General features: G+C 28.3%; 18 protein-coding genes. All 18 read left to right on the top strand.

The window, feature by feature from the left end:
* Positions 1-206 precede the first annotated feature (206 nt).
* The 18 genes from MC378_RS14030 to MC378_RS13945 all read left to right on the top strand — a co-directional run bounded on the left by MC378_RS14030 (position 207) and on the right by MC378_RS13945 (position 24975).
* Positions 207-2651, top strand: coding sequence for an Hsp70 family protein (locus MC378_RS14030; RefSeq protein ID WP_242179403.1), 2445 nt, complete (start codon positions 207-209; stop codon positions 2649-2651).
* Positions 2652-2665: 14 nt separating this feature from the next.
* Positions 2666-3793 carry a 3'-5' exonuclease gene (locus MC378_RS14025; RefSeq protein WP_242179402.1) on the top strand — a complete coding sequence of 376 codons (1128 nt, stop codon included), beginning with the start codon at positions 2666-2668 and terminating at the stop codon, positions 3791-3793.
* Positions 3794-3803: 10 nt separating this feature from the next.
* On the top strand, positions 3804-5285 hold the full coding sequence (locus tag MC378_RS14020; RefSeq protein ID WP_242179401.1) for a hypothetical protein: 1482 nt from the start codon (positions 3804-3806) through the stop codon (positions 5283-5285).
* 295 nt (positions 5286-5580) lie between these two features.
* Complete coding sequence (locus MC378_RS14015; protein WP_242179400.1) at positions 5581-6006, top strand: lipocalin-like domain-containing protein; 426 nt, start codon at positions 5581-5583, stop codon at positions 6004-6006.
* A 601-nt stretch (positions 6007-6607) separates the two neighbouring features.
* A complete protein-coding gene (locus tag MC378_RS14010) occupies positions 6608-7318 on the top strand; it encodes a hypothetical protein (RefSeq protein ID WP_242179399.1) in 711 nt (236 codons plus the stop codon).
* A gap of 562 nt (positions 7319-7880) precedes the next feature.
* Complete coding sequence (locus MC378_RS14005) at positions 7881-8537, top strand: DUF4468 domain-containing protein (protein WP_242179398.1); 657 nt, start codon at positions 7881-7883, stop codon at positions 8535-8537.
* A gap of 414 nt (positions 8538-8951) precedes the next feature.
* On the top strand, positions 8952-12713 hold the full coding sequence (locus tag MC378_RS14000; protein WP_242179397.1) for an AAA domain-containing protein: 3762 nt from the start codon (positions 8952-8954) through the stop codon (positions 12711-12713).
* Positions 12706-14919, top strand: coding sequence for a PIN domain-containing protein (locus MC378_RS13995; protein ID WP_242179396.1), 2214 nt, complete (start codon positions 12706-12708; stop codon positions 14917-14919). Before MC378_RS14000 ends, MC378_RS13995 begins: the two co-directional genes overlap by 8 nt.
* A gap of 1 nt (position 14920) precedes the next feature.
* The gene (locus MC378_RS13990) at positions 14921-15559 is read left to right on the top strand and encodes a hypothetical protein (RefSeq protein WP_242179395.1); all 639 of its coding nucleotides are present in this window, start codon (positions 14921-14923) and stop codon (positions 15557-15559) included.
* A gap of 4 nt (positions 15560-15563) precedes the next feature.
* A complete protein-coding gene (locus MC378_RS13985) occupies positions 15564-17165 on the top strand; it encodes an AAA family ATPase (protein WP_242179394.1) in 1602 nt (533 codons plus the stop codon).
* 410 nt (positions 17166-17575) lie between these two features.
* Positions 17576-18679, top strand: coding sequence for a PD-(D/E)XK nuclease family protein (locus MC378_RS13980; RefSeq protein WP_242179393.1), 1104 nt, complete (start codon positions 17576-17578; stop codon positions 18677-18679).
* Positions 18680-18948: 269 nt separating this feature from the next.
* The gene (locus tag MC378_RS13975; protein ID WP_242179392.1) at positions 18949-19902 is read left to right on the top strand and encodes a Fic family protein; all 954 of its coding nucleotides are present in this window, start codon (positions 18949-18951) and stop codon (positions 19900-19902) included.
* Between the two features lie 471 nt (positions 19903-20373).
* Positions 20374-20853: a lipocalin family protein gene (locus MC378_RS13970; protein ID WP_242179391.1), complete on the top strand. Its 480-nt coding sequence runs from the start codon at positions 20374-20376 to the stop codon at positions 20851-20853.
* A 322-nt stretch (positions 20854-21175) separates the two neighbouring features.
* Positions 21176-21634: a mobile mystery protein B gene (locus MC378_RS13965; protein WP_242179390.1), complete on the top strand. Its 459-nt coding sequence runs from the start codon at positions 21176-21178 to the stop codon at positions 21632-21634.
* A gap of 274 nt (positions 21635-21908) precedes the next feature.
* Positions 21909-22484 (top strand): hypothetical protein, encoded by a 576-nt coding sequence (locus MC378_RS13960; RefSeq protein ID WP_242179389.1) that lies wholly within the window; start codon positions 21909-21911, stop codon positions 22482-22484.
* Positions 22485-22489: 5 nt separating this feature from the next.
* Positions 22490-22858 (top strand): hypothetical protein, encoded by a 369-nt coding sequence (locus MC378_RS13955; RefSeq protein ID WP_242179388.1) that lies wholly within the window; start codon positions 22490-22492, stop codon positions 22856-22858.
* Positions 22859-23105: 247 nt separating this feature from the next.
* Positions 23106-23810, top strand: a complete 705-nt coding sequence (locus MC378_RS13950) for a hypothetical protein (protein WP_242179387.1) — start codon at positions 23106-23108, stop codon at positions 23808-23810.
* A gap of 145 nt (positions 23811-23955) precedes the next feature.
* Positions 23956-24975 (top strand): MORN repeat-containing protein, encoded by a 1020-nt coding sequence (locus MC378_RS13945; protein ID WP_242179386.1) that lies wholly within the window; start codon positions 23956-23958, stop codon positions 24973-24975.
* Positions 24976-25321: the final 346 nt, after the last annotated feature.

Genomic DNA, 25321 nt, shown 5'->3' with positions numbered 1-25321 from the left:
CTGAAAATCCTCGCGGATTTTCAGTTAGGTGTGTACTTGCTAAGTTACGTGCTAAACCACGCAACTACTCATAGCCGAGACCGTTATGCCCAATTAAAAAAAAACAGCCGCACAAACAGCACATTTGGTTTTTGCGGACACGAAAGCCAACGCAGAAAAAACCAAAAGAGCTGTTTTTTGCCAACGCTCGATAGAACTTAATAAATATGAGTACAGAATTAACAATTAATAATTTGCTTCCAGTTTTAACTACTGGAAAACTATCAGAAAAAAATGCAACAATTCAAAACACAACTTTTGTCGGAATAGATTTTGGCACATCTACGACCGTTGTGAGTATCGCAGTTTTGGGAAAAGATAAAGAACCTCTGATTGTAAAACCTATTGAATTGAATCAAAAACTATCAGATGGTGCAATTTTTTCATCTTATAAAGTTCCTTCCGTCATTGCTTGGTACAATAACAACCTTATAGTTGGCGAAGGTGCAGCTCAACTAAAATTCAAATTAAGACAAGGGAAAAATCTTTGGCATTCATTTAAAATGGAACTCGGAGAAGATGTAGGTTGTAAATATCCGAATAGTGAACTTGGTAAAAATCACAATAAACTAACAATTCTAAATCCAACAGACGCTTCAAAAATATTTTTCAAATATCTAAAAGTTCAAATTGAGCGTTATGTAAACACTCACTCTTTACCTTCAAATATTCAGTATGCTGTTAGCATTCCTGCTTCTTTTGAGGCTAATCAACGAAGAGACTTAGTCGACAGTTTGGAAAGCAATGGTTTCATGATAAACAAACAATCACTTATTGATGAGCCAAATGCTGCATTTTTAAGTTATGTATCCAAATCTTCGGTAGAAGGAAAACATCTTCAAATTCCACAAGACTATTTTCCAAATGTACTTGTATTCGACTTTGGAGCTGGAACATGCGACATTTCAATACTTGAATTAGGGAAAGACAATAATGGAATATATTCCAAAAATATTGCAATCTCACGGTTTGAAAAACTTGGAGGAAACGACATAGACAAGTTAATTGCTGTAGATGTATTATTACCTCAATTATTAGAAGGAACAGGGCTTAGTTCTGAAGATTTCAGAACTAGAGAATTAAATGAATTAATCATTCCAAAATTACTTGCAGCAGCAGAGCGACTAAAAATAAAACTAAGCGATAATATCTCATTGCAAACCACAACAAAGGTCCTATCCGAATTGGCTTTAACAAATGACTATACCTCTTTAGGTAAAGAAATTGAAATTGAAACAAGAAAAGGAATCCTATCCATTGAAGAACCCAAATTGAGTTATAAAGAGTTTGCTAGAATAAATTCCGTATTTACAAAAGAAAATAGTAATCTGCCAACCAAGAGAATTGAGAAGGAAGTTGAATTTGTAAGTGTTTTTACGCCAATAAAAACAGCCTTAAAAAAAGCTAATCTTTCTAGTACAGATATTGATTACGTCCTATTTATCGGTGGTAGCTCGAAGAATCCATTTATTCAAAAAGCTGTAAGTAATTATTTTCCCGAGTCTGATATTTTATTACCAAATGATTTACAAGCTCACGTTTCTTCAGGTGCAGCAATCCATTCTTTAATCTATAATGGTTTTGGAAAAAATGTAATTCAACCTATTACAAGTGAACCTATTATGCTTATTACCAAAGACGGATATAGAGAAATAGTAGATTCAATAGTAGAAGCTGGTACAGTTATTCCATCAGATATTAAAATAATTGAAAATCTTTCACCGCAAAAAGAAGGACAAGAAGTAATTGAGCTACCTATTTGTGTAGGCAGCAAAAACAAACTACTGTACAACATTAAGTTATTCAATCCAGAGTCAGGTGGTTTTCCAAAATCAACATCCGTAAAATTAGAAATTGAAATCAATGCAGATAAAATGCTTTTAATTAGAGCATCAGCTGGGAATAAAAAAATAATGGTAGAACCTCTAAGCCCTTTTGCCAATAAAGAAATGACTACGGAGGAAAGAATTAAATATAAAGCTGAAAGAGATTTTAATCTAGAATGTGAGCGAAACGGTGGTGAACCATCTTTATCTGCATTACAAAGCTTGCACAAAGCATACGAAAAAATTGGAATGGATTTTAAAGCTGCTGAAACATTAGAACAAATAGAAGAAATGTTTCCTGGAAAAGGAAATCTTAACAATATAGGGTTGCATTACAGTAATGCAGGAAAGAAAGATAAAGCCATTATGTTTTATGAAAGAGCAATGTCCAAAGAACCATCTTCGACAACAGCTTTTAACATAGCTATGCAATACAAACATACAGACAAGAAAAGATATCAAGAATATCTAGAAAAAGCACAAGAAACTAATCCATTACATAATCCATCTGCATATAGTTTAGGTCAGGAATATATAAAAGCTGGCAAAAAGAAAGAGGGCGAAAAACTTTTAAAAGAGGCATTTGAAAGATGGAAACAAAAGTTTGAAAGTAATAAAATGAAAAAATGGGATTATAGTTGGTTCTCATCTTGCGCCAGAGCACTAGGTAAAAAAGATTATGCCGAACATATTGAAGAATGCGAACCAAAAGAAAATTTAGATAAAATGTATAACTCTGATAATTTGACCCAATTCAAACAAGAAGAAGGTCTTCAAAAACAATAACAACTATGGCTTGGATGATTCGATACGACAGACTTGATGATGACCAGAAAGATTTTGTCGATAAAGAGATTAATAAAAGAGGAAACGTTTGGATTCAAGGATTTGCTGGAAGTGGTAAATCCGTTATGTTAATTCATGCTTTGAGAAAGAAAATGGTAAATAATCCTAATGCAAACGTATGTGTGGTTGTTTACACTTACTCACTAATTGATATGTTCAAAACGGGAATGGCAGAACTTGGAATGCCGCCTATACCAGTTATGACCTATCATCAATTCAAAAATGGGTATGGAAATTATGACTATATATTTTGTGATGAAGTTCAAGATTTACCTGCTGATGTGCTTAGTCAAATGAAGCAAAGAAGCCAACATGTATATGTTGCGGGTGATTCTAATCAGTCAATTTACGAAAACACAGTTACAACTACAGAAATTGGAAATATAATCAATGCTAGACCTTTTGTTCTTACGAGAATTTATAGACTTACAAGGTCAATAATGAACGCAGTTTCCAACCTTTTGCCAAACATGGACATATTTGGCTCACGTAGAGATATGACTAAAAAAGATGTTAGCGTTAGGTTGGGTAAAGGTTATGATGAAAACGAAGAAGTAAAATATGTTTGGGAACAATCATCGAATGCAACTTCAGAAGGGTATTCTGCAGCAGTATTACTTCCTAAACATGATTACATAATAGACTTTGCGAATCGTCTTTTAAGACAGAATGGTAAGGCTACTTGGACTTTACAAGAAAACAATTGGGGCAAACCAGACTACAATTCATTGAACAGCCACTTTCGTAATCAAGGTTTGAAAATAGAATACGTTGGAAATGGATATGGTTCATTTCAAAATGCAGAACGAAATAGAAACACCATTTTAATGACTTACCATAGTGCTAAAGGAATGGATTTTGACAATGTTTTTCTTCCATTTCTTTCTGATGATACAAGCATTTCCAGAAGAGATGAAGAAACTTTATTTATGGTTGCGATTACTCGTAGTAAAATGAATCTATTTATTACTTACTCAGGTTATCTGCACAGATTGGTTTCAAAATTTGAATCAACTTGTCAGAGAATTGACCTAAAAGCTTCAAATCAACCTGCAGACACAAATATTGATTTTGATTTCTAAATAATTTGAAATGGAGAATTTATATATTTTAACAAAACAAGAATTTACCTCACTTTATCGTTTCGGTACAATCCCTTTGATTTCTAATAAGATAATAAGTACAGTAAATCTAAGTTCCGAAGAAATCAACTCAAAAATTTACGAAGGATTTCTATCCCTACCCTATTTTGTTGGTGATGAAGAATATTTAATAATAAGTTTTGAAAATGTTTTGAAGGACAACACATGGTTAGAAATAGAATATGTAGAAGAAGTCATTCCTCTAACTAAGGCTGCCAAGAATTCATTTGAAATGAAGTTTGATGATAAACTGGATTTTAAAGATGCTCGATTTGAAAATATTGTTCATAAAATAGAAGAGCAAATCGATATTCAAGAAAGATATAGAGGTTCTAAGGCTTTCTGGATTCTATGCCAAGTCAAAAGTGAGTATGAACCATTACTTACAAATGAATTAATTGAATCATCATACCATAAAAGAATTAATGCAATTAAATCTAGTGAGTTTAAAGATGATTTTTTTATTCACTTATTAGCATACGACCGTTATGAATTTTTCCCTAATTCAGATTTAGGATATTATTATGACATTGGAGAAATATTCGCTCATTCAAAAGGTAAGACTTCGTTCAAAGGTAGTAGTTTCCATTCATTTCTAGAGAATAACAAACAAGCATTATCTGAAAAATCATTTGTTCAAATTGCCCAAATTATATCTGATTCCAATGATGTAACGAAATTTACCGAGCAATTAACATCTAACGGTTTAAGGCAATACCTCGCTTCCGCAATATTTTTAAAATTTAAGAATGACCTAGCTGAACGTGACACAATTAAGGATTCAGCAACAGGCAGGTTAATTGGCGAAATAAGAAAGGATAAGCAATTCATCAACGAATTAAATCTTGCAATTTATTTAACTGGTTCATTTTTCGGATATAAAAAATTCTATGATGACTTATACGATTTGGTTGACTTGAAAATATTTAAGAAAAAAGTGAAGCTTCCACAAGAAGATACTAATGTTAGCAAAAAACATGATAAGATAGAACCAGTCATTGAATCTGTTCCTTCAACAACGATTAAACCAGAAATAAAATCTTCTAAATTTGAGAATACAGAACAATCTAAATTAAGCGAGGTAAAAGATAAAAATGAAATCATCGAAAAAGTAGTAACTGGAAAAGAGCAAGTTTTAAAAGAACAAGTCAAGACTTCTACATCTGACTATTCAGGAGTACAAAAACAGATATTAGATATGCTGTTAAGAATACTAGATGAGGAAAAAGGCTCTTTTGAAATCAAAACTGATAGGCTTAATGAATTAAAGAAAATATTATCACCATTATCAGTTGAAAAGACTATTTCTAAAAAAGATGATGTAGTTCAAATAATAAAAGAGAAGTTTTCCGATAGAATTAGCATTGAAGCAAAAGGAAAGAAGTATATAATTGGCCGAAAAACAGAAAATGATTTATTTGCCAACGCTTAAAGCCATACACATTTGCAATTCGCACCAGCCGACTCACAAGCCAAAAATTGCAAAAGAGTATGTCTTTGCCAACGCTACAACCAGAACGTGAAAATGAAAAAAGGGCATAACAATGTATATAAAAAATAGGCGAAATAGTAATAAATTCAAGGGTTTTAGCTCGTATCAAACTTTGTGCGTAACCGAAAGTTCTGTGCTTCGTAATCGCCTACTTTTCATATACTAACCGTTGCCCACAATAAGACGAAAAATCAGGAATTTGAAAACAAAAATTAAACAAAAAAATATGAAAATTATGAAAAAAACATTGACCTTTTTATTATTAGCATTTATAATGTTTGGATGCTCAAGTAATGATGATTTAGAAAATTCTACAAATTTAATTTTAGGAAAATGGACTCTTGAGGCTAAATTTTTCGATTCTGGCGCAAATAAAGATATTGTGGAATGTGAAAAAAAAAGTGACATTACTTTTAGTATGAATACTTATAATTTTAATAATTTCAGGATAAATACAAATGGAGAATGCGGACCATATGAAAAAGGTGGAAACCTTGAATACAATTTAAAAGGAGATATTTTAGAAATCAAAAACTATAAAGACGAATTAAGAGAAGTGAAAATATTATTTATTAATAATAATACTTTTGAACTTTATGAAAAAAATCAAAATGGGAATTTTAATAATAACAAGAGTGAAATTTGGAAAAGAAATAATTAAAAAATTACTCTGGGCAACACCGTGTAAAAAAAATTGCTGGTAAAAGCCAACTTACGAAAATCCTCTAAATTAACTGAACTGCTCCCAAAAAGTTAGACACTATTTGAGGGTATTATTATGACAAGAAAAGTCAGAATTTAAAGCCTTTAATTATTACAAAAAAATGCATATGAAAAAATCGAATAACTACCTGTTCCTTTCTATACTTTTCTTAACAATATATTTGATTATAGAATTCACTGAAATTTATGGAAGTTCAACATGGTTCAAAGCTTTTCTTCTCATTGCTTGCGTGACATTTCTAATTAGTGGAGTTTCACTTAAACTAAAGGAAAGGAAAAAATAAAACGCACCACAACAAAGAACTGAGCTAAACAGCAAAAAAAGCCTGATTTCAAAAACCAGGCTTTTACAAATTCAGCAAAGGTTCCTAAATTTATTTTTTACACTTTGTAATTTTCTTTAAAAACAATGAATCCAAGAACTAAAATAAAAAGACTAAAGTGCTGTGATCCCTTAAAATAATCCCAAAAAGCAATATACGGGATTGCATATAACAAGTTGTAAACAATAGAAGCTAAATTAAATGAAAATTAAAACTATGAAAAAAATTATTACATTGATTGCATTAACTTTATTCTCAATTACGAATACGAATGCACAAAGGGAATTAGATTCTTTAACTTATGAAAATACTCAAGACATAAACTTTTTTAAAAGTGTAAAAAACAGGACATTAATTCAAAAATATAAAACAATTAATAAAAATGTTATTCAAATTGGAGATACTGTTATTTTAGGAAACCCAACTTCACAAGAATTTAGCTCAAAAACTTATTCAGGAAGCTATGGAAATAAAGCTCGAGGTGGTATATCAAAATCTAGAAGTACCACAAAAAAAACTTATGAATTCATAAAAATGGGAAGACCAGCTGGTTTCGGAAGTATTATGGCTTCTTTAAATGGAGATGCACAATCAATGGCTAACAATAGTTTGAAAAACTCAAAAGCTATAGTTAAGGAAATAAAAGCTTATCATAGAGGAAGCAAAAAGAAACCATTATATCTAGTTATGGTTCTTGGAGAGATGAATGGGAGAGCATTTGGAATTAACAAATACTTAAGTGTTATGGATACCGAATTAGCTATCGAATCTGGTGAAATCTTACTCAAAAACAGGAAAATGACAAGAGATGAAGCTATTTCAAAACTTAAAGAAGCTAAAGAACTTATGGAAATAGATATGATGTCTAAAAAAGAATTTGAAGATTTAAAAAAGAAATTACGTCCAATTATAATGAAAAAGGAATAATTTAAATTAACGAATTCAAAGTTACTTTTTACAACAAAGTACTGTAGTAAACAACAACAAAAAAAAGCCTGATTTCAAAAACCAGGCTTTTACAAATTCAGCAAAGGTTCCCAAATTTATTTTTTACACTTTGTAATTTTCTTTAAAAACAAAGAAACCATAAAACTAACCGTAGCACCCACCTCGCAAAACAAAAAGGACTCACAATCAAAATCATCCATTTTAATAAGAATATATTATGATTTAATAAAATATAGTATGTTTTATTATTGATTTCATCTATTTTGTGTGAAAAAATTGCAAAATAACTTTATTTAGTATAGTTTAGTGCCTGAAAAAATTGCAATTTCAAACAACATAATAAACACAAAATAACTTTATCTGGTTGATGATATAAAATAAACCAAGGGATAGTTATGGTACATGGCGTTTTTTGGGTTACAACAAAGAATCCAAGAACTAAAATAAAAATACTAAAGTGCTGTGATTCCAAATAATAATCCCCCAAGAAAATGTATTGGATTGTATATAACCAGTTGGCAAACATTTGAAAAAAAAAATTATGAAAAAACACAATATTATTTTATTTTTAAGTTTATTATTAACGACATTTTTTTCTTCATATTCCCAAGAATTTGAAATAAAAGAAAAAAAAGTTATTGGAATATTTGAAATTAAGAATAAAAATAAATCTGAATTATATTCTAATATTAATAAATGGATTTCAATTAATTATACTTCATCTAAAGATGTTATTCAGATGAATGATAAAGAATCTGGGACGATCATAATTAAAGGAATAAACAAAGTAAATTATACAAATAAAATAACGACTAAAGGAGTTTTCAAAAGTATTCAAGAACACTTAGTTAAAGTAAATAGATTTAATCATTTAATTGAAATTAATATTAAAGATAATAAATTTAGAATCATATATGCATTATTGAAAGTTAACAACAAGGATTATGGTTGGAATAAAATTGTTTTTGACTGTATTAGCTTAAATGGAATTAATGAAGTTGAATTAGAAAAATTTAACCTTATTAATGATGCTATTTTAAAAAAGGGAATGATTAATAAAAAGAAAAGAGAAAAATTCAACTCTTTATCAAAACCTTTTTTGAACGAAATGAATAATACTATTTTGGAAAATATAAAAAACACAATGAATTCACTTAAAAATTCAATAAAAATCACAGGTTCAAAAGATGATTGGTAAATTTTTTAAAAAGTAATTAAGGTGAAAAAATAATGATTTGCCAACAAAGAACTGAGCTAAAAAAACAACAAAAAAAGCCTGATTTCAAAAACCAGACTTTTATAAATTCAGCAAAAGTTCCCAAATTTATTTTTTACACTTTGTAATTTTCTTTAAAAACAAAGAAACCAAGAACTAAAATAAAAATACTAAAGTGCTGTGATCCCTTAAAATAATCCCAAAAAGCAATATATTTGATTGCATATAACCAGTTGTGTGTAATGCGAAAATCGAGCTAAAATTGAACATTTGAACTAAAAAAGCCAACACACAAACAGCACATTTATTTTTTTTGCCAACGCGAAAAGCCAACGATAAAAAAACAAAAGAGCTGCATATAGCAAACGCTTGAAAGGACTAATAAAAAAAGAATAAATGCCAAACCATAATAATGAAGATATTTTCGATGAAGAACCTATAGAATTAATAATCAGATTTGATAACAAAGCAGTAAGTATACTTGATAAACAAAAAAATCCAAGCTTTGAAGAGTTAAAAAGATGGATTGAAAACAAATCAATAGAATGCTTCTTTCAAAAGAAAAATGAGGACGAGCATAAAGTAACTTTTCAAATTGAAAACAAGCAAATAGAATTAGTTTTAAAATGGCAAGAGCAAACTTTCGACTATAAAACAATAATAAATCAAAAATCAAAAAATGTAATATCTGAAATTCAACAACTCAATTCAGATGAATATACTGTTACTGAAAATTGCACAGTAAAATTAATTGATTTCAAAAAGCCCTATCGTTCACAAAGAGAATTAGAAGATTTATATAACAAAATATGCAAACTTGAAATTTCGCCAAAATCAGAAATTGAAAATCAGCAAGAAATTTGGGATAAATGGATTGAAGCACAACAACTCATTCTAAATAAAAATTCACAACCATTAGAAATAGTCAAATACGACCAACCGATAAATATTCACGAATCACTCTATCAATTTCGAGTTAAGTTAAAACAAGAAGAAAATTTAGAATATAAGAATATTGAAAAGATTATTTCAGAAGAACCTTTCAAGCTAAACGAAAGAATAAATCCAGATGGAAGCCTGTTTTTGAGATATAAGGATATTAGTGATGTCCTAGATAGAGTTATCCAAAAAGATTTTACAATTATACTCGAAAGGAACAAACAAATTGCTTGTGTACTTAAAATCACGCCTTTTTCAATATCAAATAAAATTAGTGAAACGTTTAACAATCGTTTTATAGTTTCAAACAATAGCGATACAATTAGTGTTTATATAAATAATTTATCTCAAAAACAAGAAGTCATAGATAAAATGTTTTTAGAGCAATTTTACTTCAAGAGTTACGGAGCAGAATTCGAAATTGATTGGCATTGCAATATAAAATTAGACAAGAACTTAAAAATTAGCGACCACTTATTGAGACGATTAAGACACAATGTTTTTTCACGAAAGCATAATGAAATTGATAGTCTTAAAAAAATGTACCAAGAGTTAATCTCAATTTTTGGTAAAGAAAAAGTTAAGTCAAAAGTATATTTACAATTCGACCAATCAAGAGTTAACGAACCAATGAAGTTTGAAAACTCAACATTTAAAAACACTTTTTGGACTGAAATAAAACGAGAGTTTTATTCATTCGATTTTGACACAAATGTTAGTGAGTCCCAACAAACTGTCGCTTTTGAATTTATTGATTATTCAGATTTAAAATTAAAATACGAGAAAATAAAATCTTTAAATAGGTTTAACATAATGCTCTCGCCACTAAATGACGATTTTAAATTCAAAGTAAAAATTGACATAATAGCTAAAAAATCTAAAAAAGAGGAATTTTTGGATAAAACAAGACAGATAGCTGGTTCAGAATTCTACATAGATAGAGGTGATAAATTTGAATACAAAAACAGACAGGTAGTAATTGGAAATCTAAATGGTAGAAATTCCGACTATAACCACTACGTTTTCAATTTACCTTACAAATGGTCAGATGATAAACGTCAAACAGATAAATTTTTCAAGTTCATTGAAGAAGAACCTAAAATTAAAGTTGTAATACCAAATTTAAGAGGAGACCAAGCAAAAATATCTTGGCTAAATGAAGCAATGAATAAAATTACTAATCCAAAAGAAGGATTAGACCTAAAACCTGTAAACGAAAAAATCAAAGATTTCATTTTTGATAGCTCAAAAGCAGAAGAAATATATAAAAACCTCTCTAAAGATGAGGAAGAATGGAATGAATTAGAAAGACACGAATTACTAATCTTAAATGATTCTCAAAGAAAAGCTGTTCTATCTGCTTTAAACTGTACTGATTTAGCATTACTTCAAGGTCCACCAGGAACGGGTAAAACAACAGTAATAGCAGAAATGATTTGGCAAATGGTAAGAGTTAATCAAGAACAAAAAATACTTTTAACTTCTGAAACAAACCTTGCTGTAGATAACGCATTAGAAAAATTACTAAATAAAAATCATACACTAGTAAAACCAATACGTTTTGGGAGAGCTAGTAAATTTGAGGAAGAAGGAAAAAAGTATGCGTTTGAGCGCATAATGAAATGGGTTGACGAAAAATTTGAAACTGATGATAATTATGAAAATGAAGCTCTAGAGGAAGATGATGTTGAAATAGTTGAAGAAGATTTTTACAATAATTCTGTACAATTATGGATGCGAAGAATTGCGAACAATTCTCAACAATCTAATCCGAAATATAGTGAAATTATGAAAGATTGGGCTTTTGAAATGGCTCAACCTGACAAAGAAATGAAAACGGTATTTAAAGACAAATACTTTAAATATGCGAATGTTGTTGGTAGCACAAGTAGTTCCGCTGGAAGTCCAAATTTCGGAGCAGATTATCAACGAATTTTCAATATTGAAAATCAAACTGATAATATTGATATAGGACAACAATACAAATGGTATCGTACATCTGTTTCCAACGAAAGTATAATCAAATCAATAAGTGGAGAGATTTCAAAAGAAAAAATAATTAGAGCTTTTCTTCAAAACGGAAAAGATATTAAAAGTGCGGAGAAACTTGCTAATTCCTATTTTAGATATGGTTCAATAATTAATAACAGAAATACAACCTCTTTAAAGCCTATTGAATTTGATACAGTAATAACAGATGAAGCAAGTAAAGCGACACCACCAGAATTATTACTACCAATGTGTTTTGGACGCAAAAATATTATTATAGGCGACCATAGACAATTACCACCAATGCTTCACGATAAAACGTTTAAAGAAACATTAGAATCACTTGAAACAACAGAAGCAAAAGAATTGGCATCTGAAATTAATAAGGACTTTGTAGAAACTTCTCAGTTTGAAAGATTAATAATGCATCCTAAAGTGTCACCAACCATTAAATCTACATTTAATGAACAATATAGAATGCATCCAAAAATTAACAATGTAATTAAACAATTTTACTTGGATGAAGGTGGTCTAGAACCTGGAAAACCTATAAAGGAAAATGCAAATGACACTAATCTAAATAACCCATTTTCTAGACATCACGGATTTTTACTTAATAAATTTATTAATCCAGATATTCATACTATTTGGATTAATGTTGATGAACCAGAAGAATTAAGTGGTACATCAAGAATAAATAATTATGAAATTGAAGCTGTTGAGTTAGTCATAAAACTTCTTAAAAAATCAAATGGATTTGAAGAGTATATGAAACATTGGGAAAGCAGTAATGACCCAAATAAATTTCAAGAAGAAAAAGAAATTGGTGTAATTAGTTTTTACGGACATCAAGTATCAAAACTGAAAGAAATCGCCTTAAAAGCAAGAAACAAATATAACATACCAGTTCGTTTAAATACTGTCGATAAATTTCAAGGAATGGAAAGAAACATCATTATTGTTTCAACAGTAAGGAGTGATAAAAAGATTGAAAATGGAGAGATTAAGAAGAATTATGACATTGGTTTTGCTAAATCACCAAAACGATTGAATGTAGCACTATCAAGAGCCAAACGATTATTAATAGTTGTTGGTAATAAAAATATGTTTTACAGATTTAAAGATAAAAATGGAAACCAAATTTATAAAAATGTAATTGATACCATAAACGATGAAGGAATTGTTGTGGACTACAAAAACTTAAAAAAAGAATTTGGTAATAATGAATAACATAGACTACAACATATTTAAAGCCATAGAACAAGATAAAAAACTAACAGAAATATATCTTGGCTATAAACCTTTTGATTGGTTTTTTACAAAAGCAAAGTATTCTGCAACTTGTACAGAAGCAGTTGAATTCACATTGTTTGACAAGACTATTTGTGGTTTACTAAATATCGAAAACTCTTTAAGTTTTGAAGAAATAGGCGAAATTTTAGGATTTAATGTAACAGACAATCCTTCTCAGAAAAAATATAAAGATTTCGCTGAATATGAAATATTAAAAGATGCTTTACAAAGTTTAGAAGAATTTGAAATGATAACTACTGGAGATAATTCTTTTTCTTATTGTCAATTGACTGATATTGGAAAAGAATACTTTCAAAAAGGTAAAAAATTCAGAGTACATACAAATAAAAGATTTGAGTTATATTTTGATAATACAAATAATGACCATTCAAAAGCAAAAGACAATTTTGAGTTTTTGAAAAGCGTTAATACTGAAGAAAATTCAATTAATTCTAGAATTAATTATGAAGATGAACAACTATTAAAATCATTTTCAGAAAATCAAATTCCTGAAATTTATAATGTTGAAAAAATGAATTCTTTTAAGGATTCTGTCCTAATCGAAAAAGAGCATAAATCAACAACGTTATATGCTGTTTTTTTAGTTGACACAACTTCTGGGAAATACAGAACTCTTGTTTACGAAGAATATTCAAAAACCATCAATGACTATTTTTCTACATATTTAAGGAAAAATAAAGAAAAGGCAGACAATTTATTTTTTCAAGTTTTACAACAATATAGTTTTTATCAGAATCCAATTTCTGATGATTTTTTATACAGAGAAGAATTAATTAAATCTCAAAAAGAAATTGAAAGAGTAATAGCTGAGGATAAAAATATTTCAGAAGAAATCGCTAATAACATCAATCAACTAAAATTTATCGAGCCTTATATGTTTTTTGATAGATTAGATACAATTATCAAAAATTCAGAAAATGAAGTTTGGCTAATGTTTAATGAGGTATCAAAATTATTGATTGAAACTTTATCTAAAGTAATTAAAAATAATAACGATAAATACCTTTTTATTTATCTACCAATTAATGATGATTTAAAAACTGATTTAGAAGCGTTTAAAAATGAAGTTTCGGAAACTTTAAATTCATATGTAATAATTGGAAAAATCGATGAATTTAATGTCATAACTGTAAAATCGAGTAAAACATCTATATACAAAAAAGACAGTTTCCCTCTAAAAATAAGTAGTAAATCAATCAAATATCAATTCGTTAAAAAGTACTTAAGTGTAGATCTTAAAAAACACATTGTGACCTTTAGGCGAGATTTTGCAGATGAGTATTTAAAAGTATTATACTATCAATTTAATAATGATATTGAAAAAAGAATTAAGAGCAACAGTTTATCAAAATTTACCATAGAAGAAATAGAAAACATAGATTTTAAAATTCGTCCTTTTTACAATATTAAACAATATAAAAATGTTTTCGACGAAATTAAAGTAACAAAAGATTCTTTATTAATATCAGTAAAAAATGCAAGAAAAGAGAAAATAAACATTTTTTTAAATTCAATATTAGCCGAACTTAAAAACTTAGAGTTGTCTGATGAAAGAAAATTTAAATCATTAAAATCAAAAATAAATAAAGAGAAAGAAAAATTTGAAGAACAAGAAACAAGTTTATTTTTAGAAATTGAAAAGAAGTTTTTACTTAAAGAGAAAGAGTTTGAACTAATAAAAAAGAGGAAATCAATAATTATTGATACAAACATTCTATTGGAAGAACCAAAAATAGTTGACATAATTGGTCCACTCCAAAATATTATTATTTCTTTAAAAGTTATTGATGAACTTGATGGTTTGAAGAATAATAGCAAAACAAAAGAAAAAGCTCAAGAAGCAATTAGACAAATACACAAACATCAAAAAAAGAGAAATGTAATTATTGACACTAGTACAGTTGATAACTTACCTGATGATCTAAATAGAAAATCACCAGATAATATGATTTTATCTGTTGCTTTACATTATCAAAAAAGAAATGCAATTCTTTTAACTAATGATAAAGGTTTACAGATTAAAGCTGAGAAGTTACAAATACCTGCTAAAACAATTACCGAATTAACATCTTTGCTTTCTCTTAGCAAAAGAAATAGAACCAACAATAGAAAAAAACGATAATATGTCTTGTTTTGAAACATCTACTTTTCTGAAAAACCCTCAAGTATTTAAAACAGAGGTTTTTATTGAAGCAGTTAAGAAATTTAACTGGGAATATGAAATTAAAAGTAATAATGAAGTTATTGTTACTAAAATTCCAAATACAAATCTTCACGGAGAATATGCAATAAAAATTAAAAATGGAATAGTAACTTATAATAGTTATTACCTGAAGAATGGCAAAGATTTAATTAAAGAATTGCAGAGGGAATTTTTTGCATTGAATGTCGAATACGCCAAAAAAACAATTCTTACTGAATTTGAAAGTGTTGGGTTTTCTCTAAAAAAAGACTACGACTTTGAACCAAATGAAGAAGTGAAAGAGAAGTTTTTTATGGTTGGTTATTCTAAACTAGAAAATGAGGATGAAAAACGAACAGAAATAGAATTTTCAATTCTAAAAGATGGTACTATTATTTCTGATTCAAACTATATTCCATATGATGTTCACGAATTAGCAGATAAAGCAATGGAAGGAATTGAAAAGTCATTTGGAAATACAAGAAGAGAAGGAATGGAAATAAAAAGAAAAGAAATACCAGTAAGATATAAAAACAAGGCTTACTGTAGTGCTTCAAATAAAATCATAGCAAAAAATTAAAACAATGGAAAAATCATTTGAAGATTTAAAATATATGCTTGACGCTAATTATCCATTAATCTATCTAGCGTCACCTGAATATGGACGTATAATTCAAAAAGTTAGAAGCTCAGCTTTTAGAAAAGGATATACTTTTAGCACTTGGGATATTGTAGATGGTTTACAAATCCATAATAAAGATGAAAATTCTAATAGATTAGATAAAGTAGAGAAACATCCTAATAATGGCGAAACTAAAAATCCTGATTCTTTTCTTGAATTTTTATTAAAAGGCAATAATGAAAACCAAGAATCAAAGGAGATTTTTATTATTGAAGATGCACATAAACAGTTTCGAGATGAAAAATTTGTGGTTCAATTAAGAAAACTAACACAATATTTTAAAGCACTAAACAAACACTTATTGTTGCTATCCCCATTTTTCAAACTACCTATTGAATTAGAAAAATATGTGACAGTTCTAAATATGCCTTTACCTGATAAAAATGATTTAGAAAAAAGGCTGAATGTAATAATTAGAGAAGAAACTATAAACGAGGATTTAAAAAACCTAATTCTTGATGCAGGTGCAGGATTAACAGATGTTGAAGCGGATTTAGCATTTCGCCTAGCAAAAGAAAAAGTTGGTCTAAATAGTAAAGATGCAATTAGAATTATAGCAAGTGAAAAAGAACAGATAATAAAGAAAAGTGGTATTTTAGATTATTATCATACAACAGAAAATTTAGATTCAAGTGTTGGTGGTTTAGACAGTTTAAAAGTTTGGTTGAAACAAAGAAGCAAAGCATTTGAAAGAAAAGCGAAAGTATTTGGTTTAAAAGAACCCAAAGGAATGTTGCTTTTAGGTGTTCCTGGAACTGGAAAAAGTTTAACAGCAAAGGCAATTGCTACAGAATGGAATCAACCATTATTAAAGCTGGACATAGGTAAAGTATTTCAATCAGAAGTTGGTAGTAGTGAAAACAACATAAGAAATGCTATAATGACAGCAGAAGCAATTGCACCTTGTGTTTTGTGGATAGATGAAATCGAAAAAGGATTAAGTACTGGAGGAGGCGAAAAAGATGGAGGCACAAATTCAAGAGTATTTTCAACCATTTTAACTTGGATGCAAGAAAAAACGAAACCAGTTTTTGTAGTTGCAACTGCCAATAGAATAAGTAATCTTCCACCTGAACTTTTAAGAAAAGGACGTTTTGATGAAATCTTTTTTATAGACTTACCAACAAAAAAAGAAAGGAAAAATATATTTAAAATTCATCTCAAGAAAAATAATCAATTAAATATAACTGACTTCAATTTAATAATTGAAGAAACCAAATACTTTAGTGGTGCTGAAATTGAAGAAACTGTAAAAGAAGCAATGTTTAAGGCATATATTGAAAACAATGAAGAACCAGCGATTAAATTATCACATCTAATAGAATCAGCTAAAGCTATTGTTCCTTTAGCACTTACCAAAAGTGATAGCATAACTAAACTAAGGGAGTGGGCATCAACAAGAGCTAGACCAGCAAGTTCTGATACAGATAAAGAAGATTTAAAGAAAGACGAATCTAAAAAACAAACATTAACAAAAAGAGAAAAGGAAGAAGATATATTTTAGAATACTAACCTTGTGAAAATAAACTGACCCAAAACAAAAGAACTAAAAAGAATATGAATTGAATGAAAAGCCAACGCTCAAAGTCATACACATTCGCAATTCGCTACAGCCAACACTTCGCCAAAAATTGCAAAAGAGTATGCCTTGCCAACGCTATCAGCAGGACGGAAAAAACGAAAACTTAAGCCGTATAAAATTAATGTGGGTTTTTATGGTTTTCTCAAAGTTTCTGGCTTATTTACAAGGTCACTTATTCTTATTTAAGTATTTTTAGGTCGACAAGATAAAAACATAAAATAAGTATAAGCTTGTGGCTCGGTTGACAATTTTTCGATTGTCTACTTCCCACACTAATCTTATACAAAACCGTTAGCATAAATTAGAACGAAAAATCAACTTTAGAAATAACTATGAACATTTTCCGAATTTTATCTTCTAATGATGGTTCAATCAATGAACCGAATGTTAGTTCTTTTTTAGCATATTTATTAGACCCAATAGAAGATCACGGAATTTCCAGTTTATTGCTTCAAGAATTCTTGAGTGATATAGCAGAAATTGACAAAAATTTTTTATCGAAAATCAAGTATAATAATAGAATTGCAGATTTATCAAAATATTCAGGTTATTCAATAAATATAATTCCTGAACTAACTGTAAATCTTGAAAAAAAAGGAAAAAAGAAAAGAAGAGATATTGATATAATAATAGAAATAATAGACGACAAAACAACTGAAATAATTTATTCAATATGTTTAGAAAATAAAATAACTGATTCTTCTATTATAACAAATGATTCACAACTTGAAGATGAACTTAAAGGTTTAGAAAACTATTATTTGGAAAGTAATTTCAAACCCGAAATTTATATTATATACTTAACACCAGTTCCATCTAATACATCTCGTAATTCATTTGAAAAATTAAATTATGCTAAAAAGTATCATTTATATTGGGACAATCACGAAAATTCTGTTTTCAATAAGCTAATTAAAATATTTAACAATGAACGTGATGGTTTAATTGACCCAATTAATAATCAATCATCATATTTAATTAAATCATTTCTTTCATTTATAAAAACGAACTTCAAAAGTTATGTTGAGGAACGGAAAGAAAAATTAGAAAAAAAGAATTACGGAAAACCTGTAATCGACCTTTTGAAAGATTTCTCTAAAACACTAAATGAAAATGAGGAATATGCAATTAACTTTATAAGAGAAAAGTTTTCGCAATATGTTTTAAAAGTTTCGGAAAAAGAACTTCACAAAACAACAAGGAATATTCATATAACACGAGCAATCGTTAACGAGAAAAATAGAGGACATTATAATGTAAAAAGAGTAGATGATGAAAGAAATAATATTTTTCGCTATTCCGAAACTACAAAAAAGAAGATTCGATTATTCAACCCAGAAATTGATACTAAAATTAGTATTTATTTTAGAGGAGAAGACGGAATTGAAAGTATGAAAATAGAAGAAATAACTTATGCCAACAAAGAACTGAGCTAAAAAACAAAAAAAAGCCTGATTTCAAAAACCAGACTTTTACAAATTCAGCAAAGGTTCCCAAATTTATTTTTTACACTTTGTAATTTTCTTTAAAGACAAAGAAACCAAGAACTAAAATAAAAATACTAAATTGCTGTGATCCCTTAAAATAATTCCAAAAAGCAATATATTTGATTGCATATAACCAGTTCCAATTAAAAAATTCCTTTCATAAGATAATTCAGATCAAATGATTGTATCTTTGATAGTATCAAATGATAGTATCAAAAATGAAACCACCTTACGAAATAACATCTTCTATTTTAAAATTAATAACTTCTATTTCAGAAAAAATAGGAGAAGTAAATGCTAATTTATTAAACAAACCTTCACCGAAATTGAGAAAACAGAATAGAATCAAAACTATTCATTCTTCTTTAAAAATAGAAGGAAACACTCTTACAGAAGAACAAATAACAGCACTTCTTGAAAACAAAAGAGTTATTGGCCCTAAAAAAGATGTTCTTGAAGTTTTAAATGCTATAGAAATCTATGAGAATTTGGAAGAATACAATCCTAATAACCAAAAGTCCTTTTTAAAAGCGCATCAAAATTTAATGAAAGGTCTTGTTGAAAGTCCTGGGAAATACAGAAATCAAAGTGTCGGAATTGTAAAAGGCTCAAAAGTTGAGCATTTAGCACCACCTTTTGGAAATGTTCCGCACTTAATCAAAGACCTTTTTGAATATTTGAAAAAGTCTGATGAAATTGAATTAATTAAAAGTTGTGTTTTCCATTACGAAATGGAATTTATACATCCTTTTTTAGATGGAAATGGAAGAATGGGAAGATTATGGCAAACTTTAATTTTAATGGAAAAATATCCAATCTTTGAGTTTTTGCCTTTTGAAACTTTAATTAGTAAAGACCAAGAAAAATATTACAAATCTTTAGCTGAAAGTGATAAATCTGGAAAGTCAACTAAGTTTATTGAATATATGCTAAACGTAATTGACATTTCAATAAGTGAACTATTAGATTTTAATAATAGAACGCTAAATGAAAAAGACAGATTAGAATATTTTGTTTCATTAAATAGAACTGAATTTACAAGGAAAGATTATATGGATATTTTTAAAGATATTTCTTCAGCAACAGCAAGTAGAGATTTAAAGAAAGGAGCTGAATTAGGTTTATTTGAAAAAATAGGAGAAAAAAATAAAACAATCTACCGTTTAAAATAACTGGGCACAACAAAGTACTGTAGTAAACAACAGCAAAAAAGCCTGACTTCAAAAACCAGACTTTTACAAATTCAGCAAAGGTTCCCAAATTTATTTTTTACATTTTGTAATTTTCTTTAAAAACAAAGAAACCATAAAACTAACCGTAGCACCCACAACGGCCAAAAGATTCGTTTTTAGAATATCTTCCGTAAAAATGGTCGGACTAATACGCAACAATGTCCCCGACAGACGAAGCAAGCAATACAAAAAACAGACAGTATCTAATTATAACAATCTAAGAACCCATTTTAGCTTAGATATAAGAAAACCAGCAGAAGTACATTTTAATCATACATCAAATACAAATCATATCAAAGAAATAATGTAAATTTACCTAAACGAACGATTTAGAATACAAATATTTTAAAGGTGTAAATTAGATCCAAAAAGGTCAATCTATTTCAGTATAATACATAAAAAATCATAAAAATGAAAAAACTAATTTTATTTCTAATAGTTGGAGTTTTATTTTCCTGTTCAAATTCAAATGAAGATGTACTCCAAACAGGAAATATTATTAATCCAAAATTTGACGTTAATAAAATGATTGGTGCATGGGTTAATCAAACTGTAAAAGTAAATGGACAAGTGTTCGATTACGAACACAGAGAGCATTGTGGAATTGATGTTTTTGCTTTTTATAACAGAGAAGGGAATCCATATGAATATCATGAGAATGTATATACAGATGATAATTGTGCTAGTCACGGAATAACTCTTGAATGGAAAGTCAAAGAGAATATGTTGATTTTCTTTTTTGGAGAAAATTTAGTTTTAACTTATGAAGTCATATCCATAGACGACACTTACTTTACCGTACTTACTTCTGATGACTATGATAATGATGGTACAATTGACACAATAGAAATAACAGCTAAAAGAGAAGATCCATATGGATGGTTTGACTAATAACTACTTACAACAAAAGTACTGAGCTAAACAACAATAAAAAAAGCCTGATTTCAAAAACCAGACTTTTACAAATTTAGCAAAGGGTCCCAAATTTATTTTTTACATTCTAAACGGCTAAAAAAATCTTTTAAACGGTATTGATTTATCAAAAAAGTTAACTTATATCAGTATAATACAAGTAAACTTTCAAACAAACTTAGTAATACATATTTGTATGATTATAATCTAAAAAACATACATATAAGTATTCTTTTACTTGTTTTTTAATATCTATACTTTTACATTAAATTACATACTTATATGTATAAAATGTTAACAAATGAGAAACAAGAAAAAATTACTCATAGAACAATTAGATCAAAAATTAGCAAATTTTAAAAATGCAGGAATGGTCCTAGTTCCACAAAAGGGATGGGCAGGCAATTTTAGAAAGACCGAAAAGAGCATTGGAATTCCGTGGACGCAAATTGGAATTGAATTAAAAAATTTACTGGACGACACTAAATATTGGATAGAAAACAAAACTTTTCCACCTGAAGAAATAGCGATAAGATTTAAACATCGCATAGTATCCATTCATTGCTTTTCAAATGGAAATGGAAGACACTCTAGAATGATGGCTGACATTATTATGGAATCAATATTTGGAAACGAAATATTTTCTTGGCATCAATCAAATATAATTAAAGCTAACGAAACAAGAAACCAATATATAAAAGCTCTAAGAGAAGCAGACAATGGCAATTTCAAACAGTTAATTGAATTTGCAAAAAACTAATACCTAACAAAGTACTGTAGTAAACAACAACAAAAAAAGCCTGATTTCAAAAACCAGACTTTTACAAATTCAGCAAAGGTTCCCAACCTTATTTTTTTACATTTTGTAATTTTCTTTAAGAACAATGAATCCAAGAACTAAAATAAAAATACTAAAGTGCTGTGGTCCCTAAAAATAATCCCAAAAAGCAATATATTTGATTGCATATAACCCGTTAGGCAAAATTGAATACAAGTTTCATAAAAAGAAAAACCTATGAATTAAAAAATAAATTATGAGAAGAATTAAATATTTATCATTGGTATTTGTTTTTTTAGTTACAATTAGTGCTCAAGAACAGAACGAAACTAAAATAAGCGATGAGACAATTGAAGATATTTCAAAGAAAATATGCAGTGCTTCCATAGCATATAGAACCGTATCAGCTAAAACTGCAGGTAAAGATATTGAAGATTTAATTTTAGTTAATATAGGTGTCTTAAGAGAAGACCCAAAATACAGAGAAAAACTGACCAAGTTTTGGAATGAACATTCTGAAAAATTAATTTGCTATGAAGGTCCAGAAGATGAAACAAGAAACCCACAACACTTTTTAAAACGCATTGTTGATTTAGGAATGTATAAGAGTGTTTTGTGTCATTTTTTACTTAGTGACAAGGATGAATATCCGATTGATGTAAATTCAGTGGAGATATACAATGGAAAAGAGGAAACTTTCTTGGACTACTTGAATGAAATCATTTCAAAACCTGATAATGAAAAAAAGTATAACATTAAAGAGATTAAAATGCTTCGGTTAACGATTATACAAGATTACAATGCTAAAACAGCCTCTGAATTAAAAAACTAACACAGATGATTTCTAAATTTCTTCAAGATAATTATGAATCAGATTTAATTGCGTTTCTGAAACAGGTTTATCTAAATAAAACCAAAATATCTGAATCGGATATAATTGAGTTAAAAGAGTACGAAACAGAAGACTATGCACTTATAGGTGTCATAGGTTTAATTCTTAATAACAAACCACGAATTCTTCTTGGCAAAAAACAACCGTATGATGGAGAAATTCAGAAAATGTGTTTAGAAATTCAAATTTCTCAAAATGATTTAGTTGATGTAGCTGATAAATTCCTTGAGGATGATTTTAGTGAAGAAAGTGAATTTATTTTAAGGAAAGTGATGCTAGAATATCCAAATGAAGAGAACAACGATAATGAATAAAAACATCTGAATTAAAAAATAACGAAAGGCCAACAAAGAACTGAGCTAAACAACAAAAAGCCTGATTTCAAAAGCCAGACTTTTACAAATTCAGCAAAGGTTCCCAACCTTATTTTTTACATTTTGTAATTTTCTTTAAAACAAAGAAACCAAGAACTAAAATAAAAATACTAAAGTGCTGTTACCCTTTAAAATAATTCCAAAAAGCAATATATTTGATTGCATATAACCAGTTGTAAACAAGTTTATGAAGAAGAGCTTAATCCTATTATTTTTATTTATTGGAATTATTTCTTGCCAAGAGAATAAACCAAAAGGAGTTTGGCTTAAAATTAAAAATAAAGCTTTAACCAAAAAAAATGGATTTACTTACTATTCAATGAATTCAATTATGGATTTTAATAAATTTGAAAGAACGAATTTATTATTAACCAAAGATTCAATAAAATATTTTGAAGTAAATTTTAAAGAAAAAACCATTTCAAAAAAAGGAGGAATAAACAATTTTGGTTTCAAACTTTATGGAAAGGATTCGCTTGAAATATATTACGAGGAAGATAATTTAACTGAAGTTTTTATTCCTATTTACCTAAACAAGAAAATTTTATTGAATAAAAGACAAATTGTTGAAAGTTTAATTAATAGAGAATTTTATTCTGCTAATGGTGATTTAAAACTAAACTTTTCTGAATCTTTTAGTAATGAGAATTCCTTTGAATATGGAATTAAAAATGAAAGAATCTTAAAGACTCAATATTTAAATAATAATGAATCTACTGGCTTTTGGTATATTGGAGAAAAAGACAGGAATTTTTTCCTTATACTTAACTTTAATTTTTTCGAAGAAAGTGTTTATCATATTGAAACTTTTGACAAGGATGAAATCAAATTAAAAGGAATTAACACAAAAGGAATATCTGACAAAATAACAAATTTAAAAACCAGTTTATAACACCATACAAAATTAATTGCTTACTTCTAGCCTACTTGCGAAATCCTCGCGAATTTTCTTTGTCCGTAAATATTTATTAACTTTATTGCTTAAACACGCAACTAAGCATACACGAACACGTTGGTAAACATTAACACCTAAAATTATGAAAAAACTATTAATAATAATTGTTTCAATAACAATTAGTTCAAACTTATTTGCTCAAAAAGAAATCATAAATAAAAACAGTTATTTAGAAAAAATCAAAGAGTTAAGAAAAATAAATTTTTATAATTTAAATGATATCCAAGAAATAACTAGTGATTGCGGAGCTTTTTTTAATAAAAAAACAAACACTTTATCAACTGAAAATGAATGTAGAGGGAAACTTTGGATGGAAAACTTGAGAGATTTAAATACGCCCTACGAATTTGAGATGACTTTTACTCCTTTATCAAATTATGATCCACAAAAAAACACCCATTTAGTACAAATATTTTTAGGAAATAGTCCAAGTGGCTTTACGTGGATTGGTTTCAATAAAAGTGGTGAGGTTTTAATTAGTGTAAGAAATCAAGAAGGATGGACAGATAAATTAAAAGTTATAAAAACGGATAAAATAAATTTTAATAAGGAAAACCATATTAAATTCATTCATTTCCCTGACGGTATTTTTTATGTAGAATTAAACTCTTATTCAAGATGGAGTTATGATTTACCTCTTGCTTCACAAAAAATACCACTAATTGGGCTTTCAAATAGAATTAGTTTTTATTCGGATATTAAACTTTCACAACTTGACCTAAATCTGTATCATAAAGAAGATGAATTTATTACTAAAATGCAAAACCTTACTGCAAATATGCAAGCCGATCGACTATTAGAAATAGAATCGGATATGGAAAGGATAAAATTTCGTAACTCTATGAAAATGTTATTTGATAGTCCGTGTTATGGTAATTGTAAAAATGGTTATGGAATCTATGACTATAGTAATGGTATGCAGTATGCAGGTTATTGGGAAAATGAAAAATATCAAGGAAAAGGAATATTATACAATGATGGTATTATGTATTATAAAGGAAGTTTTGAAAAGGGAGAAATGAACGGATATGGAGAGGTCTATAAAGATGGAGAAACTATTTATAAAGGTCAATGGAAAAATGGAAAACCAGAAAACAAATAACAAAACATTTGCCAACAAAGAACTGAGCTAAACAAAAAAAAAGCCTGATTTCAAAAACCAGACTTTTACAAATTCAGCAAAGGTTCCCAACCTTATTTTTTTACATTTTGTAATTTTCTTTAAAGACAAAGAAACCAAGAACTAAAATAAAAAAGTGCTGTGATCCCTTAAAATAATCCCAAAAAGAAATATATTTGATTGCATATAACCAGTTGTGTGCAATTTGAGAAAAAGTTTGCTTTAATACCAATTTTTGGTATATTTGAGTAAATTTATATCAAATGAACAAAAACACATCAATATCGCTCGGAAACTATTTTGACCAATTCGTTCAAAGTAGTATCAG

It is taken from the genome of Polaribacter marinus, from assembly GCF_022662535.1.
Classification (GTDB): Bacteria; Bacteroidota; Bacteroidia; order Flavobacteriales; family Flavobacteriaceae; genus Polaribacter; species Polaribacter marinus.
Note: the sequence above shows the minus strand (reverse complement) of the source record. Positions and strands in the feature narration are given on the sequence as shown.

Bases quoted from the DNA above. Each gene is read 5' to 3' on its own strand.
- MC378_RS14030 (WP_242179403.1), top strand. From the start codon at position 207: ATGAGTACAGAATTAACAATTAATAATTTGCTTCCAGTTTTAACTACT.
- MC378_RS14025 (WP_242179402.1), top strand. From the start codon at position 2,666: ATGATTCGATACGACAGACTTGATGATGACCAGAAAGATTTTGTCGAT.
- MC378_RS14020 (WP_242179401.1), top strand. From the start codon at position 3,804: ATGGAGAATTTATATATTTTAACAAAACAAGAATTTACCTCACTTTAT.
- MC378_RS14015 (WP_242179400.1), top strand. From the start codon at position 5,581: ATGAAAAAAACATTGACCTTTTTATTATTAGCATTTATAATGTTTGGA.
- MC378_RS14010 (WP_242179399.1), top strand. From the start codon at position 6,608: ATGAAAAAAATTATTACATTGATTGCATTAACTTTATTCTCAATTACG.
- MC378_RS14005 (WP_242179398.1), top strand. From the start codon at position 7,881: ATGAAAAAACACAATATTATTTTATTTTTAAGTTTATTATTAACGACA.
- MC378_RS14000 (WP_242179397.1), top strand. From the start codon at position 8,952: ATGCCAAACCATAATAATGAAGATATTTTCGATGAAGAACCTATAGAA.
- MC378_RS13995 (WP_242179396.1), top strand. From the start codon at position 12,706: ATGAATAACATAGACTACAACATATTTAAAGCCATAGAACAAGATAAA.
- MC378_RS13990 (WP_242179395.1), top strand. From the start codon at position 14,921: ATGTCTTGTTTTGAAACATCTACTTTTCTGAAAAACCCTCAAGTATTT.
- MC378_RS13985 (WP_242179394.1), top strand. From the start codon at position 15,564: ATGGAAAAATCATTTGAAGATTTAAAATATATGCTTGACGCTAATTAT.
- MC378_RS13980 (WP_242179393.1), top strand. From the start codon at position 17,576: ATGAACATTTTCCGAATTTTATCTTCTAATGATGGTTCAATCAATGAA.
- MC378_RS13975 (WP_242179392.1), top strand. From the start codon at position 18,949: ATGAAACCACCTTACGAAATAACATCTTCTATTTTAAAATTAATAACT.
- MC378_RS13970 (WP_242179391.1), top strand. From the start codon at position 20,374: ATGAAAAAACTAATTTTATTTCTAATAGTTGGAGTTTTATTTTCCTGT.
- MC378_RS13965 (WP_242179390.1), top strand. From the start codon at position 21,176: ATGAGAAACAAGAAAAAATTACTCATAGAACAATTAGATCAAAAATTA.
- MC378_RS13960 (WP_242179389.1), top strand. From the start codon at position 21,909: ATGAGAAGAATTAAATATTTATCATTGGTATTTGTTTTTTTAGTTACA.
- MC378_RS13955 (WP_242179388.1), top strand. From the start codon at position 22,490: ATGATTTCTAAATTTCTTCAAGATAATTATGAATCAGATTTAATTGCG.
- MC378_RS13950 (WP_242179387.1), top strand. From the start codon at position 23,106: ATGAAGAAGAGCTTAATCCTATTATTTTTATTTATTGGAATTATTTCT.
- MC378_RS13945 (WP_242179386.1), top strand. From the start codon at position 23,956: ATGAAAAAACTATTAATAATAATTGTTTCAATAACAATTAGTTCAAAC.